14 protein-coding genes and 1 tRNA gene are annotated in these 18,044 nt (G+C 47.9%); 9 read left to right on the plus strand and 6 right to left on the minus strand.

Going from position 1 to position 18,044, the window contains the following annotated elements; translation table 11 throughout:
• The first annotated feature begins 135 nt into the window (after positions 1–135).
• From gntK to pruA, 4 genes are all read left to right on the plus strand, one after another.
• Complete coding sequence (gene gntK, locus ABD734_RS11110; protein WP_344704314.1) at positions 136–1,650, plus strand: gluconokinase; 1,515 nt, start codon at positions 136–138, stop codon at positions 1,648–1,650.
• Positions 1,651–1,664: 14 nt separating this feature from the next.
• Positions 1,665–3,080, plus strand: a complete 1,416-nt coding sequence (locus tag ABD734_RS11115) for an IS1096 element passenger TnpR family protein (RefSeq protein WP_344704316.1) — start codon at positions 1,665–1,667, stop codon at positions 3,078–3,080.
• 17 nt (positions 3,081–3,097) lie between these two features.
• Positions 3,098–3,802 carry an MOSC domain-containing protein gene (locus ABD734_RS11120; protein WP_344704318.1) on the plus strand — a complete coding sequence of 235 codons (705 nt, stop codon included), beginning with the start codon at positions 3,098–3,100 and terminating at the stop codon, positions 3,800–3,802.
• Positions 3,803–3,997: 195 nt separating this feature from the next.
• Complete coding sequence (gene pruA, locus ABD734_RS11125) at positions 3,998–5,542, plus strand: L-glutamate gamma-semialdehyde dehydrogenase (protein WP_344704320.1); 1,545 nt, start codon at positions 3,998–4,000, stop codon at positions 5,540–5,542.
• Between the two features lie 65 nt (positions 5,543–5,607).
• On the opposite strand, the gene ABD734_RS11130 is transcribed toward pruA, so the two are convergent.
• The 4 genes from ABD734_RS11130 to ABD734_RS11145 all read right to left on the minus strand — a co-directional run bounded on the left by ABD734_RS11130 (position 5,608) and on the right by ABD734_RS11145 (position 8,943).
• The gene (locus tag ABD734_RS11130; protein WP_344704411.1) at positions 5,608–6,291 is read right to left on the minus strand and encodes an ABC transporter ATP-binding protein; all 684 of its coding nucleotides are present in this window, start codon (positions 6,289–6,291) and stop codon (positions 5,608–5,610) included.
• A 1-nt stretch (position 6,292) separates the two neighbouring features.
• A complete protein-coding gene (locus ABD734_RS11135; protein WP_344704322.1) occupies positions 6,293–7,339 on the minus strand; it encodes an ABC transporter permease in 1,047 nt (348 codons plus the stop codon).
• A gap of 159 nt (positions 7,340–7,498) precedes the next feature.
• Positions 7,499–8,713, minus strand: coding sequence for a DUF819 family protein (locus ABD734_RS11140; protein WP_425568422.1), 1,215 nt, complete (start codon positions 8,711–8,713; stop codon positions 7,499–7,501).
• A 157-nt stretch (positions 8,714–8,870) separates the two neighbouring features.
• Positions 8,871–8,943: transfer RNA gene (locus tag ABD734_RS11145), tRNA-Ala, on the minus strand.
• A gap of 327 nt (positions 8,944–9,270) precedes the next feature.
• Here ABD734_RS11145 and ABD734_RS11150 point away from each other — a divergent pair.
• Complete coding sequence (locus ABD734_RS11150; protein WP_344704324.1) at positions 9,271–10,794, plus strand: AbgT family transporter; 1,524 nt, start codon at positions 9,271–9,273, stop codon at positions 10,792–10,794.
• A 24-nt stretch (positions 10,795–10,818) separates the two neighbouring features.
• Positions 10,819–12,090, plus strand: coding sequence for an amidohydrolase (locus tag ABD734_RS11155; protein WP_344704326.1), 1,272 nt, complete (start codon positions 10,819–10,821; stop codon positions 12,088–12,090).
• 76 nt (positions 12,091–12,166) lie between these two features.
• Here ABD734_RS11155 and ABD734_RS11160 read toward each other — a convergent pair whose 3' ends face one another.
• Entirely contained in the window at positions 12,167–13,510 is a 1,344-nt protein-coding gene (locus ABD734_RS11160; protein ID WP_344704328.1) for a YjiH family protein, read from the minus strand.
• Between the two features lie 114 nt (positions 13,511–13,624).
• On the opposite strand from ABD734_RS11160, the gene ABD734_RS11165 reads away from it, so the two are divergent.
• A complete protein-coding gene (locus ABD734_RS11165) occupies positions 13,625–14,785 on the plus strand; it encodes an aminotransferase class I/II-fold pyridoxal phosphate-dependent enzyme (protein ID WP_344704330.1) in 1,161 nt (386 codons plus the stop codon).
• A gap of 43 nt (positions 14,786–14,828) precedes the next feature.
• On the opposite strand, the gene ABD734_RS11170 is transcribed toward ABD734_RS11165, so the two are convergent.
• On the minus strand, positions 14,829–16,208 hold the full coding sequence (locus ABD734_RS11170; protein WP_344704332.1) for an MFS transporter: 1,380 nt from the start codon (positions 16,206–16,208) through the stop codon (positions 14,829–14,831).
• A gap of 209 nt (positions 16,209–16,417) precedes the next feature.
• Here ABD734_RS11170 and fmdA point away from each other — a divergent pair, with 209 nt between their 5' ends.
• Together fmdA and ABD734_RS11180 are read left to right on the plus strand one after the other, a co-directional pair.
• Positions 16,418–17,602: a formamidase gene (gene fmdA / locus ABD734_RS11175; protein ID WP_344704334.1), complete on the plus strand. Its 1,185-nt coding sequence runs from the start codon at positions 16,418–16,420 to the stop codon at positions 17,600–17,602.
• Complete coding sequence (locus tag ABD734_RS11180; RefSeq protein WP_344704336.1) at positions 17,602–17,865, plus strand: FmdB family zinc ribbon protein; 264 nt, start codon at positions 17,602–17,604, stop codon at positions 17,863–17,865. Before fmdA ends, ABD734_RS11180 begins: the two co-directional genes overlap by 1 nt.
• Positions 17,866–18,044 lie beyond the last annotated feature (179 nt).

Genomic DNA, 18,044 nt, shown 5'->3' on the forward strand with positions numbered 1-18,044 from the left:
TTAGCAGCCACCTGAGAGAACTCTTGGGTGGCTGTTTTTGAGTTGGTGAATGCCTTGGGATCTTAAGTATGGGGCTGAGTTTTGTATATGTTAAAGAAAACGATATAATATAAGGGAAGCATAGGAGGTTTCATCATGAAACAGTATATGATTGGTCTCGATATCGGCACAACTGCGGTAAAGGCTGTCTTATTCACCACTCAAGGTGGATACATAGATAAGGAGACCCAACACTATCCACTGCATACACCGGATGTCTACACGGCGGAGCAGGATCCGGATGAGATTCTAATGAAATCCATGCGCGCACTGAATAATCTGGTGGAACGGAACGCGTGTGGTGACGAGATTGCCTTCGTTTCCTGTTCTGCTGCCATGCACAGTATAATCCTTCTGGATCATTCAGGTGAACGGCTGACGGAGTGCATCACTTGGGCGGATCGGCGAAGTGAGGATATGGCAGAGAAATGGGATGATGCCAAAGGGCTTGCCATCTACAGGCGTACAGGTACCCCAATCCATCCCATGAGCCCGTTCATCAAGCTGCTTCATTTTAAGGAGAAGGCGCCTGAGATCTACAGTCAAATCGGTAAAATCGTGGGCATCAAGGAATATGTGCTCCATCATTTGACGGGGATGTACGAAGTCGATAAATCCATCGCCAGCAGCATGGGCATGATGGATCTTGACACATCGCAATGGGACAGTGAGGTGCTTGAACTGCTGGATCTGACACCAAAACAACTCCCGGATATCGTCAGTACAACCAAAGTGCATCAGAGTATCGGACGGAACCTTGGCCAGACTGGTCTGGCCAAGGACACGAAAATCATTCTCGGAGCGAGTGATGGCGTCCTCGCCAATCTCGGCGTCAATGCCATACAGGAGGGGGACGTGGCAATCACCATCGGTACCAGTGGGGCGATCCGCACAGTCATTACAGAACCCCGGACCGATCCCAAGATGCGGACCTTCTGTTATCATTTGACGGAGAATCGCTATGTCATCGGCGGGCCGGTGAATAATGGCGGTGTAATCCTGAGGTGGATACGTGACGAACTGTGCCAAGAAGAGGTGGGGAAAGCAGATGCCTATAATGAAGATCCCTATGAAGTTATGACGCGTGCAGCGGATAGTGTCTCACCGGGCAGCAATGGGCTCATCTTCCATCCCTACCTTGCAGGAGAGCGGGCCCCTTTATGGAATGCGAAAGCGGTCGGTTCCTTCTATGGATTGACTTTATCCCACGAGCGGAGCCATATGATCCGGGCAGCCCTGGAGGGCGTGGTCTACAATCTCTACAGTGTATATCTGGCACTTCGTGAACAGATGAATGAAGTGAAAAGCATTAAGGCGAGTGGCGGTTTTGCACGTAGTGAGATGTGGAAGCAGTTGATGGCTGATGTATTCGGGGAGCAATTGACTGTGCCGAAATCATATGAATCAAGTGCTTTCGGCGCCTGTCTCCTCGGTCTTTACGCCCTTGGCGAAATACGTGATTTGAATGAAGTTGCAGACTTCGTCGGTGAAAGCGATGCATATATACCGGACGAGAAGGTATACTTGAAGTATCAGGAAATCATGAGTGTTTATATCGAGCTTGGTCGGGCGCTCGAACCTTTCTATGATAGGATGGACGAAATCAGATAACGGAGGTGGAACGGATGGAACTGCATGAATTCTTCTCCTATTATATGGAGGAAAATGAATTGGCTCGTGCCAACCTCATTAATGATGGGGTGTTTGAGACACTCGCTTCATTGGTTGACTTTAAAGTGTCGGAAATCAGATTGATGGACGGGGCCGCCCCCATTACTGATATGGTGACGATGACTGAAATAGCCCTTATCCGACAACTGATCGATATTGAGCCGCCAGAAGGGTTGCACCAGGTAATCTATAGAGTCGATGATTACCCTGTACTCACCGACTTCCAATATATACTGGAGGCTGGCGAGGGGCGCGGCGTCATTCATCATGATATTGTAGAGGCGCTCCATAAAGCATTAAAGGAAAACCACAATATACCCGCCCATCCGATGTATATCCATAAAAATGAACCCCTGGACCAGGATGATGTCGCAATGCTTGACCGCATCTACCGTGGACCGATCTACTGGCTATATGACAATATCACCTGGCGTCAGTTGCGCCGGATGCTGAAGCGTCTGAATGCAGAGCCTGATGGCCATCAAAAAGATGATTATCTGCGCCATTTGACCTCTATCATAACCAATCCAAAATATCTTGAGGGCATCCTGCTCCAGCTGAATACGACGGATCTTGAGCAGATCGAAGACAATGTCCAAAAGGGATTCAATGTATATGAAGCGAGCTCAAGGTGGTCGGATGCCCGGAATCTAGGTCTCCTCGTCAAAATCCATGCTGATCATTATGTCATGCATGAAGCTGTCAGGTCAGCATTGGAGGAAGTATCATTTGAAGCGGTCGAAGCTCATCGGAGAAAGTCTGGGTCGCCGGTTGGGCGTCCGCCTGGTGGAGATTTCAATGCCTATGTCCTCCATGCACAGATTGAAGATCTAGACTTTGAAATTTCCCGGGAAATCATCATGCCGGCAGGCAGCAACTGTTTCGAGCTTCATCTCGTCATCCAAAAAGCGATGGGATGGCGGCAGAAGCACGATGCCTCGTTCGAAGCAGGGACATTGACGATAGATGCAACAGGAGATGCATTGGGAAGTGAGGGGCGATTGCCGTCCAGTTACATCCAGATTGATGCGGTATTTGCGCATCATGAAACCCTCCACTACCTATATGGAGAAGATTATCGGGTGACGCTCGATATTGAAGCCAAAGCCCATATCCACCGGCCGATACCAAAGGTCCAAAGTCATCAAGGCCCGGCTCCGATAGAGAACATAGGTGGTGCGGCATATCTTGCCGATACTCTTGAAGTGCTGTCTTCAGTAGACCATCCTGATTATATAAGGACTTATGAGAAGGTGCGGGCCACCAACTACAGGGAACGGTATCCTGTAACGGCCATCAACAATCAGCTTGAAAAAATGTTCAGGAAGTCATATCCGATTACAGAATACAATATAGATGAAATAGAGTGACGAGAGGAGCGGCTCATATGGAAAAACCAAAAGTCCGGAAGTTGTTCACCGGCAAAGTAAAGACGATGGGACATCCAGACGCAGAGGATAAGTTCGATAGAGAATGGAAAAGTGCGATATTCAAGACAGAGCGGCATGAAAGAAGCTATCTTACAAAAACCGGGTTTGACACGGATGAAGTGGCAGACAAAAGGAACCATGGCGGACCTGAGAAGGCAGTATTCGCCTACCCAATGATCCATTATGCTACATGGCGCCGCGAGTTAGGGGTCGATATTGAAGCGGGTGGTTTCGGTGAGAATTTCGCAATTACGGGAATGGATGAATCTTCTATTTCGATAGGAGATACATATAAAGTAGGGGGTGCAGTCATCCAAGTTTCGCAACCGCGCCGACCCTGCTGGAAACCGGCACGACGCTACAGGATCATCGATCTTGCCCTGCAGATTCAAAATACGGGTCGTACGGGCTGGTATTTCAGGGTGCTGCAGGAAGGATACGTACAGCCCGGCGACACTTTGGAGCTCATTGAACAGCCATGCCCGGAGTGGACGATCAGTGCATGCAATGAAGTCATGTATGACCAAGTAGATAATGTCGGTCTTGCCGAAAGTTTGAGTGCATGTGAGTATCTTGCCCCCAATTGGAAAGCGACACTCGAGAAACGTCTTTTGGGTAAAGAGGGGAGCAGTAAGAAGCGGGTATTCGGTCCGAACAGGTGATGAATATTCAAATGATTGAGAGTATGTTTGATTTCAGAAATTTTCAAGCATTCTTTTAAGTCGACCATAAATAATGCATAAATCTTTAAAAAAGTTTTCTAATGCGGTAGAATTCATATGGAAACGGTTTTAGTACTATAGGAATGGGCACCCATCCCAAGTGCTGAACCAATTAAATTAAGGGGGAAGTCATTCATGGTAGTACCATACAGTGCAGAACCAGCTACGGATTTTACGAAAGAAGAAAATAAAAAAGCATTTAAAGATGCTCTGGAGCAGGTGAAGAAGGATTTCGGCGTCAAACGCCCATTGATCATCGGTGGAGAACATATCGAAACGGATGACCAGATCACTTCTTACAACCCTTCAAATAAAGAAGAAGTCGTCGGTCATGTATCCAAAGCCACGACTGAGCATATTGATTCAGCAATGGAAGCGGCAGAAAAAGCTTTCGAAACCTGGAGCGAGTGGGATCCGAAAGATCGTGCAGAACTGTTCATCAGAGTCGCTGCAATCATCCGTCGCCGCAAGCATGAATTTTCTGCGTTGATGGTGTACGAAGCAGGGAAGCCATGGAACGAAGCTGATGGAGATACGAACGAAGGCATTGATTTCATAGAGTATTATGCCCGCTCAATGATGGAATTGGCAGACGGTAAACCGACCCTTGACCGCGAAGGTGAACACAACCATTATTTCTATCAGCCAATGGGTCCTGGTGTGACGATCTCACCTTGGAACTTCCCGTTCGCAATCATGACAGGAACAACCGCAGCACCAGTCATTGCAGGGAATACAGTACTGCTTAAACCTGCAGAAGACACACCATTGATTGCATATAAGTTGATGGAAGTGCTTGAGGAAGCAGGACTTCCAAAAGGTGTCGTGAACTTCGTTACAGGTGATCCGGCTGAAATTGGGGATTATATGGTCGATCATCATAAGACGCACTTCATCACATTCACAGGATCCAAAGCGACGGGTCTCCGCATCAATAAACGAGCAGCCGAAGTACACGAAGGACAGGATTTCCTGAAAAGAGTCATAACTGAAATGGGCGGTAAAGATACAATCATCGTCGATAAGGATGCAGACTTGGACTTGGCGGCGGATTCCATCGTCAATTCAGCATTTGGCTTCTCCGGCCAGAAATGTTCTGCCGGTTCCCGCGCAGTCATCCACAAAGATGTATACGATGAAGTATTGGCTAAATCCATCGAACTGACAAAAGAATTGACGGTCGGTAACCCTGTAGATGAAACTTACATGGGGCCGGTAATCAACAAGAAGCAGTTTGATAAGATCAGTGAATATATCGAAACAGGCAAAAAAGAAGGTAAATTGGAAATCGGTGGAGAAACTGATGATTCTACAGGATACTTCATCCATCCGACAATCTTCTCAGGCTTGGATCCAAAAGCGGTCATCATGCAAGAAGAGATTTTTGGACCAGTCGTAGCATTTGCTAAAGCAGATGATTTCGATGAAATGCTTGAAATTGCCAATAATACTGAATACGGTCTTACAGGTGCAGTCATCACAAATACACGTGAGAACTGGATTCTGGCATGCCGCAAATTCAATGTCGGCAACCTCTACCTCAACCGTGGCTGTACGGCAGCTGTCGTAGGATATCACCCATTCGGTGGGTTCAAGATGTCCGGTACAGACCAGAAGACAGGTAGCCCTGACTATATGCTCAACTTCCTGGAGCAAAAAGTTGTATCAGAAATGTTCTAAATCAATAGAAATGATGAAAGCGGAGGACGACTGGGTAGTCATCCTCCGCTTTTTTGTGTGCTATTTTACTGCATCTGGGATTCCGCTTTGAGATGGCCATCTTCAAGCGTAAGCACTCGGTCTGCGTACTCGAAAATACGTGAATCATGCGTGATCAGTATGCCAATCATGCCACGATCTTTAACAATATCCCGGAGCATTTCGACGACTTCTATGGCGCGTGCACCATCGAGGCTCGCCGTAGGTTCATCGGCCAGAAGCATCTTGGGCTTGTTCATCAAAGCCCGCATAATGGCGGCACGTTGCCTTTCGCCACCTGAGAGCATACCAGGATAGCTGTTGAAACGGTGGCTGAGTCCAATTTCTTCGAGCAATGCCTTGCTGCGCTTACGGGCCTCATTTTTACTAAGCCCGGCTTGCTCTGCAACGAAACTAAGCTGTGAGACGATATCCATATAGGGTATGAGGTGGGAGGATTGGAATATGAATCCAATATCTGTGAGACGCATTTTCGTCAATTCCTTTTCGCTAAGATCCAAGTAATCGACATCGTCTAACTTGACCTCTCCTTCAGTGTGGGACAATAGGCCGCCGAGTATCGACAATAAGGTCGACTTGCCGGAACCTGATGCGCCGCTCAAGATGATCAATTCACCGCTTGAGGCACTGAAGTCGATTCCTTTGAGCACATCGGTTTTCGCATCTCCCGTGCCAAACGTTTTAGTCAATCCATGTACTTCCAATGTCATATTATTCACTTGAGATCGCCTCCAATGGATCTATTCTTATTACTCTTACCAATGACAAACCAGCACCGATGAACGCTACCACCAGAAACAGTACTGATACTAATGCCATCAGATTGGTGTTCAGATAAAACGGCATATCGATTGGGATGACCATACCGATTAAAGAAATGGTGATCAGTGACAATACGACACCAGTCAACGTGATCAGTATGACTTGAATCAGGATGGAGACGGCCAATGTACGGGAAGACGTACCGATTGCCTTCAGTATGCCGAACTGGGAAGTTTTCTGGATGGTGATGACATAGAAGAAGGCTGCAAGTACGATTGCTGAAATGACGAATAGAAAGACAATCATCAGGTTGAGCGGCTGCTGTTCGGCCTGATAGCTTGGGACGGCGTTTTTCAGTTCAGAAGCAGAAACCACCGCCACGCCAGGCGCATCGTCAATCGTTTGACGTTCTGCTTCACTGCTTTCACTGATTATCAGTGCAGCCGTCCTGGATTCCAAGTCATTTATTGCTTCAGGTGTCACAAAAGCCATCGAGTTATGGGCAAACATGATGTCTTCGGCAAATCCGCTGACTTCGTATGTCTGTTCATTGGTTAATGTAACATCATCTCCGACGCTGAACCCTTCTGCCTTCAATTTTTCATTCAGGAGGAGTTCGGATTGCGATTCAGGAAAACGCCCCTCTTTTACAGCAGGTTCTTTTGACTCGTCGGTTGCCGCAATGAGCAGGCTGATTTCCGAGTCTCCGGATTCTATTTTCTGCATCGATAACTGGAGAGGATCGGCGGAGGTTGTTTCTTGTACGCCATTGATCTGATCTTCAGACAGTCCTGAGCGCATGAGGTCATTTTCCACGTCTTCCTCCATGACAAAGTATTCACTGTTCAAGGCATCGATGCCTGAAATGTTTTCTCGTGCCAACCCTTGGGCCAATGCTGAAACGAACAGCACCAGAAAAGCGAGCAGGAACAGTATGGCAGTTACCATGATGTACTTGAACTTATAGAACTTCAGTTCTTTCAAGGCTAATTTCATCTCGATTCAATGCTTCCTTTCGATTTGTATTGACCATAGTCTATCAAGGCGATATAAACCGGATGTAACGGCAATATAAACGCAAAATAAACTTTCGAGAAAGAGATGGAAATAAAAAAGGAGCACTCTTAAAAAAGAGTGCTCCTTTTTGGCATGAAGTTACATCATGCTGCTGAACCAGAGGCCAAGCGTGGTTCCGATGTAGTTGCCAAGGATATAACCAAGTGTGCCGACGATGAGAATTGGACCGACCAGTCGTGTCCAGCCGCGCGAAATGGCCATGGCGGCGGCTGTTGTAGGACCGCCGATGTTGGCATTGCTCGAGAGGATGATTTCCTCAAGGTCGAATTTGAATACTCTGCCGAACGAGAACGATACGATCATATTGATGAAGACAATGATGGCAGCGAACAACAGAATGAGTGGTGCATTTTCTATGATCAGCGGGATGGACGCGGGCACCCCGATGACGACAAAGAATATATAGATCAGAAAAGTACCAATTTCCTGGGCCCCATTGATGCGTTCAAAGTATTTCGGGATAAATGAAACAAGAATCAGCGTCAATGTTGTCAACATCAGATAATCGTCTCCAATCACTGCCCTTAACACACTCAGGAAAATATTCGCATCTTCGGGTATGAGGAAGCGGAAAATTTCTGCAAGCTTGAACGATACGGCGACTATGACGAATGAAGAACCGACCGCAAGCGCGATGTCGTTCAGTGCGATTTCCTTACGCTTCCAGTAGGAAGCGGATGTCGTCTTGTCGCCTTCTTCTCGTGCCTCTATGGCATCGATGTGGGGAGTATTATATTTTTTGCGGAAAAAGCCGATTGCAGGAATCAGTATCAGTATGAAGAAGTAGACTGCCATCAGAAGATTGTCGGCGACAACCGCTGAAGAGACCGTTTCGCCAGGCACGTCAAACCGCGTCGCCAAAGCTGCGAAGTTCACACTGCCTCCCGTATAGGAACCTGAAATCATAGCAGCGATATGGGGGAGGCCTGGTATCAGATCCTTCAGAAAGGTAAATGCGACTATGGAACCAGCGACGGTACCAATGGAACTGAGCAGAAAGATCATCAGCAGACGGCCGCTTTCCTGCCAAATTTTACGTAAATTGGACTGGAAGAGCAAAAGCGGTATGGATAAAGGTACGACATACGTCCATACCGAATCGTAGACGGGCGACTCGGTGGGAATCAGCCCCGTATTCGCCATCAGCATCGCTCCGACAAGCGCAATGATTGCGCCTGACAGTTTCGAAGCCCATTCATAGCGCTGTTCCAGCCATATGCTGACAGCTGCCCAACCTACAAGGAATGCCCACAGCAGCCAAGTTTCGTCGGGTGATATCAAAGCATTAATAATACCAAACTCCTTTTTAGCGCCAGCCGTCCTTTGGACTGCATCAGCAACCCTTTTTGGATGTATATAGCTGAAATTATATAATAAATTCTAGGCGACTTCTAATATGTAGGGTATGAAAAAAGAAAAATCCTCCACCCGTTGAAGGTGGAGGAATCAATGGAGCCAAGGGGACTCGAACCCCTGACCTCTACACTGCCAGTGTAGCGCTCTCCCAACTGAGCTATGGCCCCGTTTGTGCTACAACAATATTCTATATGATAACACCGTAATATACAAGCCCATTTATTGTCGAAAAACTCATTTTCAATATCTGGACAAACAAGTGTCGGCCAAGGCCTTCAGTATTCCAACTATTGAAAAAATATAGACATGTCTGACAATTGATTGTAGTATAGTGATGTAAAACTTTATAGACAGATAAAGTGCGCTCTATGGCGCTTCTACCACATAAACACAATCATCGGGAACCGTTTATATAAATCCCGGAATCATGCAGAGGACCAAGGTGCACAAAAGAGACATGTATAAAATAAAACAGTTGTGAGGTGCAGAGTATCATGGAAAAGAAGAAAGGGTTTTTCTCGAAACTGCTGGATATAATAGAAAGGGTCGGCAATAAACTGCCTGATCCATTCATGCTGTTCATCGGGTTGGCAGTCCTGATGATTTTCATCTCCTACGCATTCAGTCTGGCTGGGGCTTCAGTCATCCATCCTGGTACAGGAGAAGATACTCCGATCCGGAATCTGTTATCTGGCGAAGGCCTTCAGTTCATCCTGACATCAATGCTTGAAAACTTCACCGGATTCGCACCACTTGGGCTGGTTCTGGCAATGATGCTTGGTATTGGGCTTGCCGAGAAGGTTGGACTACTTGATTATTCAATCCGCAAGACAATTTTGAAATCACCGCCATTCCTACTTACATATACAGTGGTATTTACAGGTATTTTGGGTAACTTAGCTTCTGATGCTGCTGTCGTCCTGATTCCGCCACTTGGAGCACTTGTATTCTATAAGGTCGGCCGACACCCACTGGCAGGTCTTGCGGCCGGCTTTGCCGGTGCTGGCGCCGGATTTACCGCCAATTTGTTCATTGCCGGTACAGATGCCCTGCTTGCAGGCATTTCGACCGAAGCGGCTGCCATCATCAACGAAGATATTGTCGTTACGGCGGTGGATAACTGGTACTTCAATATAGTTTCTGTCTTTCTTTTGACATTTGTAGGCGGGTTGTTGACATCGAAATTCGTGGAACCGCGTCTTGGCAAATATGAGGGGGAGGCTTTGGAAGACGAAGATGCAGAAGAGCTTCCGAACGCAAAAAAAGGGTTTTTCGCTGCATTGATAGCAGGGCTTCTATATTTTGCAGTCATCCTAACTGTCGTCATGCTGCCGGATAGTCCGCTAAGGGGCGAAGGTGGGAGCATAATCCCATCACCATTAATCGACGGTATCGTGCCATTGATTCTGATATTCTTCGTCATCATCGGTACAGCTTTTGGTCTGGTCACAAAAAAGATACAGTCCAGCAAGGACATCACCTATTATATGACGGAATCCATAAAGGACATGGCCGGTTATATTGTGCTGGTTTTTGCGATTGCCCAGTTCATCGCCTATTTCAATTGGTCGAATCTCGGTACATGGGTAGCCGTCAATGGTGCTGAATTCCTGCGGGACATCGAATTTACTGGATTCGGCTTGGTCGTCGGATATGTCATCTTCACCGGTCTGATGAATTTCCTGATTACTTCCGGTTCTGCCAAATGGGCCATCGAAGCACCAATATTCGTGCCGATGTTCATGCAACTCGGCTATGATCCAGCCTTTACACAAGTCGCCTATCGTATCGCCGACTCATCCGTCAACATCATCACCCCGCTTTTCCCTTATATGGTCATCATCCTTGCCTTCATGCAGCGGTATGACAAGAATGCAAGCATCGGCACATATATCTCGTTGATGCTGCCTTATTCCATCGCATTTCTTGTGGTGTGGATCATACTGCTTGCTGTATTTTATTTCATAGGAATACCATATGGGCCGGGGGTCAGCACATACTTGGAAAACAGACCGTAATGAATATAAAGGGAGGAAAATGAAATGGAACAGCTTGAAGCACAACTGGTGAGGTGGCGCCGTGATTTCCACCAATATCCGGAACTTGGCTTTCTTGAGATGCGTACTGCCACCATTGTGGCCGATATGCTTGAAACGTTGGGGTACACAATTCAGATTGGAAATGAAGTCATGGCCCCCGATTATTGCATGGGTAAACCTGGCGCTGAAGAAACCCATCGACATCTGGAATGGGCCAAGGAGAATGGCGCAGTGCCCAAATACCTTGATGCAGTTTCCGAAGGCTTCACAGGTATTGTGGCGACCCTCGAAACCGGACGGGAAGGCCCGATCATCGCCTACAGGGTAGATATGGATGCACTGCCGATTACTGAGACTTCGGCGGAGGGTCATGTGCCTGTAGCAGAAGATTTCAGATCGACTACGTCCAACATGCATGCGTGCGGCCATGACGCCCACACAGCCATTGGTCTGGGACTGGCCACAAAAATCATGCGCCAGAAAGATCAATTATCGGGTGTCATCAAAATAATATTCCAACCGGCAGAGGAAGGCACACGAGGCGCGCGCTCCATGGTCGAAGCTGGTGTCGCTGACGGTGTCGATTACTTCATCGCTTCGCATATAGGAATGGATGTACCGGATGGACATTTCATCGCCGCAAATAATGGTTTCTTGGCGACATCTAAGATGGATGTCACTTTTACCGGCATCGCCTCCCATGCCGGGAGTCGGCCTGAAGAGGGGCGAAATGCCCTACTGGCCGCGGCTAATGCCGCCACAAATCTGTATACGGTGCCGCGGCACTCTGATGGCGCCACCCGTATCAATGTCGGCGAGCTGCATGCGGGCAGCGGCCGCAACATCATCGCCGACCATGCCGTAATGAAAATCGAGACGCGTGGTGAAACATCTGAAATAAATAACCATGTCAAAGGGCAAGCCCAGGCCATCATTGAAGGGGCGGCTAAGATGCATGGGGCAGAATACGATATCGAGCTCGTTGGAGAAGGGGAAAGTGCAGAATGTTCGTCTGAAATAGCCCAGGTACTCAAAGAAACTGCGGAGGCAGAAGGACTTCACAGTGTAATGAAGAGCGACGCAAGTTCAGGATCTGAAGATGCGACTTTCTTCATCAATGCTGTCCAACAAAACGGCGGACAGGCCACCTACTGCATTTTCGGTACCGAGCTTGCAGCAGGCCATCACAATGAAGCATTCGACATCAATGAAGGCAGCATGATTTCTGCTGTAGAAGTTCTGTATAGATCGGCTGTGGAACTCTCTGGACAATAAAATGATCACGTGACGATTGTACCTTTATGGCTAAAACGCAAAAGTACCCTGCCGGATATCCCGACAGGGTACTTTTTTACATGCCTACAAATAGCCATGCGAAGATATAGATGATTGGGAATGATATTATTGTACGCAACACGAAGATCATGAGGAGTTCCCAAACTGAAACTGGAATCTTGGACTTGAGCAGTAGCGCACCCACTTCGGAGAAGTAGATGATCTGCGTCAGTGACATTACGGCGATCAGGAACTTGGTAAATGTGCTCTCGATGCCGGAACCTATAACTGACGGCAGGAACATGTCGGTGACACCGATGATGAATGCGGGAGCGGCTGCCGCTGCTTCAGGAACATTAATGAGCGACAGGAAAAACTGGACCGGGTAGCTCAACAGTTCGAATACAGGTGTATATTCGGCGACGATCAGGGCCATCGTACCGATGGCGATGACGACAGGGATCAGTCCACCGTATATATCAATGACGTTGATGGAGCCGTCGCGTACGATGCTTTTGGCGCCATCGCTTTCATCTGACCTCCTGTAGGCGCGTGTGGTGGCTGTCTTGAGCATGGTATCTTCATATCCGCGGTCGTCGATCTGTTTGCCCGTCACCTCATAGTAAGTATCTTCACGTCTTGATAACGGGGGTATTCTGACCATTACAAAGGCTGTGATGATACATGCGACTGCCATCGTGAAATAGAATTGGAGGAAGTACTCCTCGATGCCGATGAAGGTCGCGATGACAAGGCTGAACGGTATGGAGAGCACTGAGAAGTTCGTCGCAATGTTCAATGCTTCACGCTTTGTATAAAAACCGTTCTCATACTGCTGTGTTGTGATCATGACACCGACCGGGCTGCTGCCCATCCAGGAAGCCAGTGCATCGATCGAGGATCGGCCCGGCACTTTATATAATGGGCGTATCACGGGCTCTAAAAACGTCCCGACAAATTCCATCAGTCCGAAGTTCATCAATAAAGGCATGAGGAAGGCGGCCAATAGAAGCCAAGTGGCGAGTATCGGCACCAGGTTGAACATCATCGTGCCGCCCGTCAGGTCACTGGTGATTGCCTCCGGACCAAAACCCGTCACTGTCATGATGGCAAAAAGTATACCGATGACGCGCAGCAGGAACCACAGCCAGCTGATGACGAAGATATCCCTCAGTTTCGGAGAGTTCTTGAAGCTGTTGCGGTTGATCAAGGTGGCGTAGAAGGTTATCAACAAGAAGATGGTCATGATGACCGTCAGGATGCCCGCAATTTTCCCGTCAAGTCCGGTCAATATGTAATCTGCAAAGATACCGAGTATGATGGTCCACTGGTCGTTGACATAGACGGGAACAATGAATAATAGCAAGGCAAGAATGGAAACCGTCCACGTTTTTACTTTAGTCTGAGTTGAAAAATTCATGAGATATCCCCTTATGTATAAATTGGTAGCGCCTCCAATGATAATTTAAATTGTCGAAAATGTCCATATATTCTGTTATAATGCATAGGTGAATATTTTTGAAAGAGGGATAGCATGCCACAGGCGAATAAGCATATGAAGCACATAGAAGTGCCCGGCACGAGACAGTTTGCAAACAGGGTGGATGAATTTCCAGATGCGGTCGATCTGACGCTCGGCCAATCGGATTTCAGCACGCCGGAATCCGTCAAGGAAGCGGCCATCGAAGCGATCAGCACCAAAGAAATGAGGTATTCCCATAATACGGGGCTGCTTGAGCTGAGGGAAGTGATAAGCAGCTACTACAAGGAGAAGTATGGCGGTGAATATGATCCACATGGTGAAGTATTGGTCACTGTCGGCGGCAGTGAGGGCATCGATGCCATACTGCGCGCCATATTGGATCCGGGGGATGAAGTGCTGGTTCCTGCCCCGACTTATCTTGGCTATGAACCGATCATTGAATTGAGCGGTGGGGTGACGAAATTCATCGATACCACGGCTGACGGCTATATTGCCACGCCCGAAGCGATAGAAGCGAACATCACTGCACGGACAAAAGCTGTCATCCTGAACTATCCAACCAACCCGACCGGTGTTACCTATACAAAAGAACAGGTCGATCGCTTGGCGGAGATGTTCAAACAACATGATATATTCGTCATTACCGACGAAATCTATGCTGAAAATACATTGGAAGGCGAGCATGCCAGCATGGCAGCCTATCCGGACATCAAGGACAAGGTGTTGGTCGTCAACGGACTCAGCAAATCCCATGCGATGACAGGATGGAGAATCGGCTACGTCGTTGGCCATCGCGACATTATGGAAGAGGTCATCACTGTGCACCTCTACAATACGATCTGTGCGGCGATACCGAGCCAATACGCCGCGATAGAAGCCTTGCGCAACCAACGGCACGTACCAGCAGAAATGAATGAAGCCTATATTAGAAGACGGGACTATATCTACGGGAGACTCGTTGATATGGGATTGGAAGTCTCAAAACCGACCGGTGCGTTCTATATCTTCCCATCCATCAGCAAATATGATGAGGATTCCTTCAGGTTTGCGACGGACCTGCTCGAAACGGTACAGCTGGCAGTAGTTCCTGGTCGCTCATTCTCCGAGTTCGGGGAAGGCCATATCCGTTTGTCATTCGCCTGCAGCATGGCAGAATTGACTGAAGCGGCAGATAGATTGGAAAAATACATTAAAATGCGTGAAGCACGATAAAGAATTGCCCGCCTTCCGGAGACCTGCCGGGGGGCGGGTAATTTTATTGGCGCTGCTCTTTGAGCAGGAATGTCAGACTTAAACCGAGTATTGCCAAGGCCGCCATCACAGCCAGGGCATAGGAAGTGCCCAAATATGTCCCTTCATTATATGGCACATCCACCAGCGATACCGTGATGCTGATGATCGAAGTCAATATGATGATGCCAAACGCCATGGCGAATTGGCGCACCGTATTGACGATTGCGGAGCCGTGCGGAATATCCGACCCGCCAAGTTCCGACATGCTCACTGTCACAAGCGGCATGAGGGTAAGACCGAAACCGGTCATGAATAGACAGAAATGAACCATGATCCAGTAGGGCGAATCCATCATACCGACGGTGTTCAGCAGTATGAGGGACAAAGCTGTGAACGAAAAGCCGATCATCGCGATACGCTTACCACCGTAGCGGTCATATAGGTTACCTGAAATGAAAGTCATGACAGACAGGATGACCGTGCCCGGAACGAGCAGGAATCCGGACAGGAATGCGCTTGTGCCGAGTGCATCCTGGGCGAACATGGGCAGGATCGTCTCAGTCGACAACAGCAGCATCATATTGATGAATATCAGTATGATGGCGAGCGTGAACGTCCTGTTCCGGAACAACTCCAGGTTCATTACTGGCGTGGCGATCTTAAATTGTCGGCTGCTGAAGAACAGGATGCCTAAAATACCGATGATCATAGGGATAAGCGACAATGGGCTCAGGAATCCGTACACACTGATATTGCTCAAGCCATATATGAAGGAAGAGAAGCCGAGCGCGGATAAGATCACCGAACGGATGTCCAGCTTCGACTTGTTCTGTTCGAGCACGTCCTTCATCAGCAGCAGTGCGAGTATGAAAGTGATGGCGATAAAAGGCAGAAGCACCCAGTGGAGGGACCGCCAATCCAGATAGTCGATGATGATGCCTGAAATCGATGGGGCTGAAGCGGGAGCAATATTGGTGACGGCTCCGAGCAATCCCATGGCGAATCCCCGCCTATGATAGGGGAAGACGATGAGCAGGATCGTCTGAATCAATGGCAATATGATGCCTGCGCCGATTGCCTGGATCATCCGCGACGCGATCAGAACACCGAAAGTCGGCGACCAGCCACCGACAGCCGTGCCCAAAAGCAGACAGCTGAGCGAGAATATAACCAGCGTCTTTGAAGAGAAGTTGGTCGACAGGTAGCCCGACATCGGGATGAAGATGATGGTCGTAAGGATGAAAGCGTTCGTCAGCCACTGGACCTCAGTCGCATTGATATTGAACTCTTCCATTATCGTCGGGAAAGCTGTAATCAATAGAAATTGGTTGAAAGTGAGCAGAAATGCTGCAGAGATGATTACTGCAACGACGCCCTTACTCTGTATCTTATCTTCTGCCATGCAGGCCACCCCGTCCGTCATCAATAATTGTATTCATTGTTGCATAGAGGGGAGTGATGGTCAAAACAGAGTGGAAATATCCCCGTCTAATCGTAAATTATAGGAAGCGAATTATTTGGTGAAAATTGTAAATAATATGGAATATTGTTTCTTAAAATGGTACAATTGCATGTGAAATCGCTTTCTAATAATGATCAGGGGGTTTTAAAATGTCAAAGAAGATTTTTGAAATTGACCTATCAAAGAAGATGCATGAACAGAAGCACCCCGGCCATAATCGATGGCATCCGGATATCCCGGCAGCTTTTTCAGTCGAACTTGGTGAATCTTTCAAGATGGAATGTCTAGATTGGACGGATGGCCAGATCAGTAACGATGACGACCCTTCAGATATCGAGAAGGTGAATTTGAAGCGTGTGCATGTATTAAGCGGTCCGGTGCATGTCAATGGCGTGGAACCCGGTGACCTTCTTGTCGTCGATATTTTGGATATTGGGACATTCAGCAGTCACGAGTGGGGGTTCAACGGCATATTCGCTAAAGAAAACGGAGGCAGTTTCCTGGTCGAGCATTATCCAGAAGCAGCAAAGTCCATCTGGGATTTTGAAGGCATCTATGCGACATCGAGGCACGTGCCGAACGTCAAATTTGCGGGCATCATCCATCCCGGCCTGATCGGCGTGGCGCCGTCGCAGGAGCTGTTGGATGAATGGAACAGGCGCGAGCAGAAGCTCGTTGATAAAGATCCTAAACGTGTGCCACCACTTGCCAATCTTCCAGATGCTGATTCGACCGTCCTCGGCACATTGAAGGGGGAAGACTATGACCGCGTGGCCAAAGAAGGAGCGAGAACGGTGCCACCACGAGAGAATGGCGGGAACTGTGATATCAAGAATCTTTCAAAAGGGTCTAGAGTCTATTTCCCGGTATTTGTAGAAGGCGCCAAACTATCTGTAGGCGACCTGCATTTCTCCCAAGGGGATGGCGAAATCACCTTCTGCGGGGGCATCGAGATGCCAGGATGGATTGAACTTAAAGTGAACGTCATCAAAGGCGGCATGAAGAAGCATAAAATCGAAAAGAACCCTGCGTTCCAGCCAGGGCCGGTGATGCCGCACTACAATGAATATCTCGTATTCCAAGGCATCTCAGTCAATGAATTCAACGGAACACAGGAATATCTGGATGCGAATACCGCCTATCGCAACGCATGCCTGAATGCGATCGAATATTTGAAGACATTGGGCTTTACCGGCGAACAGGCTTATATGCTGCTTGGCTCCGCTCCCGTCCAAGGCCATGTTGCAGGCATTGTGGACATTCCGAACGCCTGTTGTACATTGTCGCTTCCAAAAGAAATATTCGATCAGAGCATCATTCCGGAGCTCGACTGATGCCAAGATATACATTCGAATGCAGGACATGCGGCAGCTATGAAACATGGAAGCGGAGCACAGAAGACCTTGCGGGCGATCAGTGTCCTGAGTGTGGGTCCGAAAGTAAAAGGGTGTTCCAAGTATTCAGAACAAGTTACCTCGACGCTAAAGTGACAAGGCATATCGAGCAGGGTATGACGCCAAAAGTTGTAAAGAAGACAGAACTACCGCAACGCAATAAAAGGCAGGGAGAGAGGAATCCGAGGCCTTGGATGATGTGAAGCAATATATATGAGATAGGAGAGTATAGTAGATAAAAAGGAGAAGACTCTTAAGCTTCTCCTTTTTATCTGAAAATATAAGAGCAACAGCACAGACTTAAAAGTACTACTAGGAAGTCGGATAGTATCGCTTACAATATTTTTAAGTAACAACACAAAATTTCTAATCTCCACCTTGA

Origin of the sequence: Salinicoccus jeotgali, from assembly GCF_039538805.1 — a bacterium.
Taxonomy (GTDB): domain Bacteria; phylum Bacillota; class Bacilli; order Staphylococcales; family Salinicoccaceae; genus Salinicoccus; species Salinicoccus jeotgali.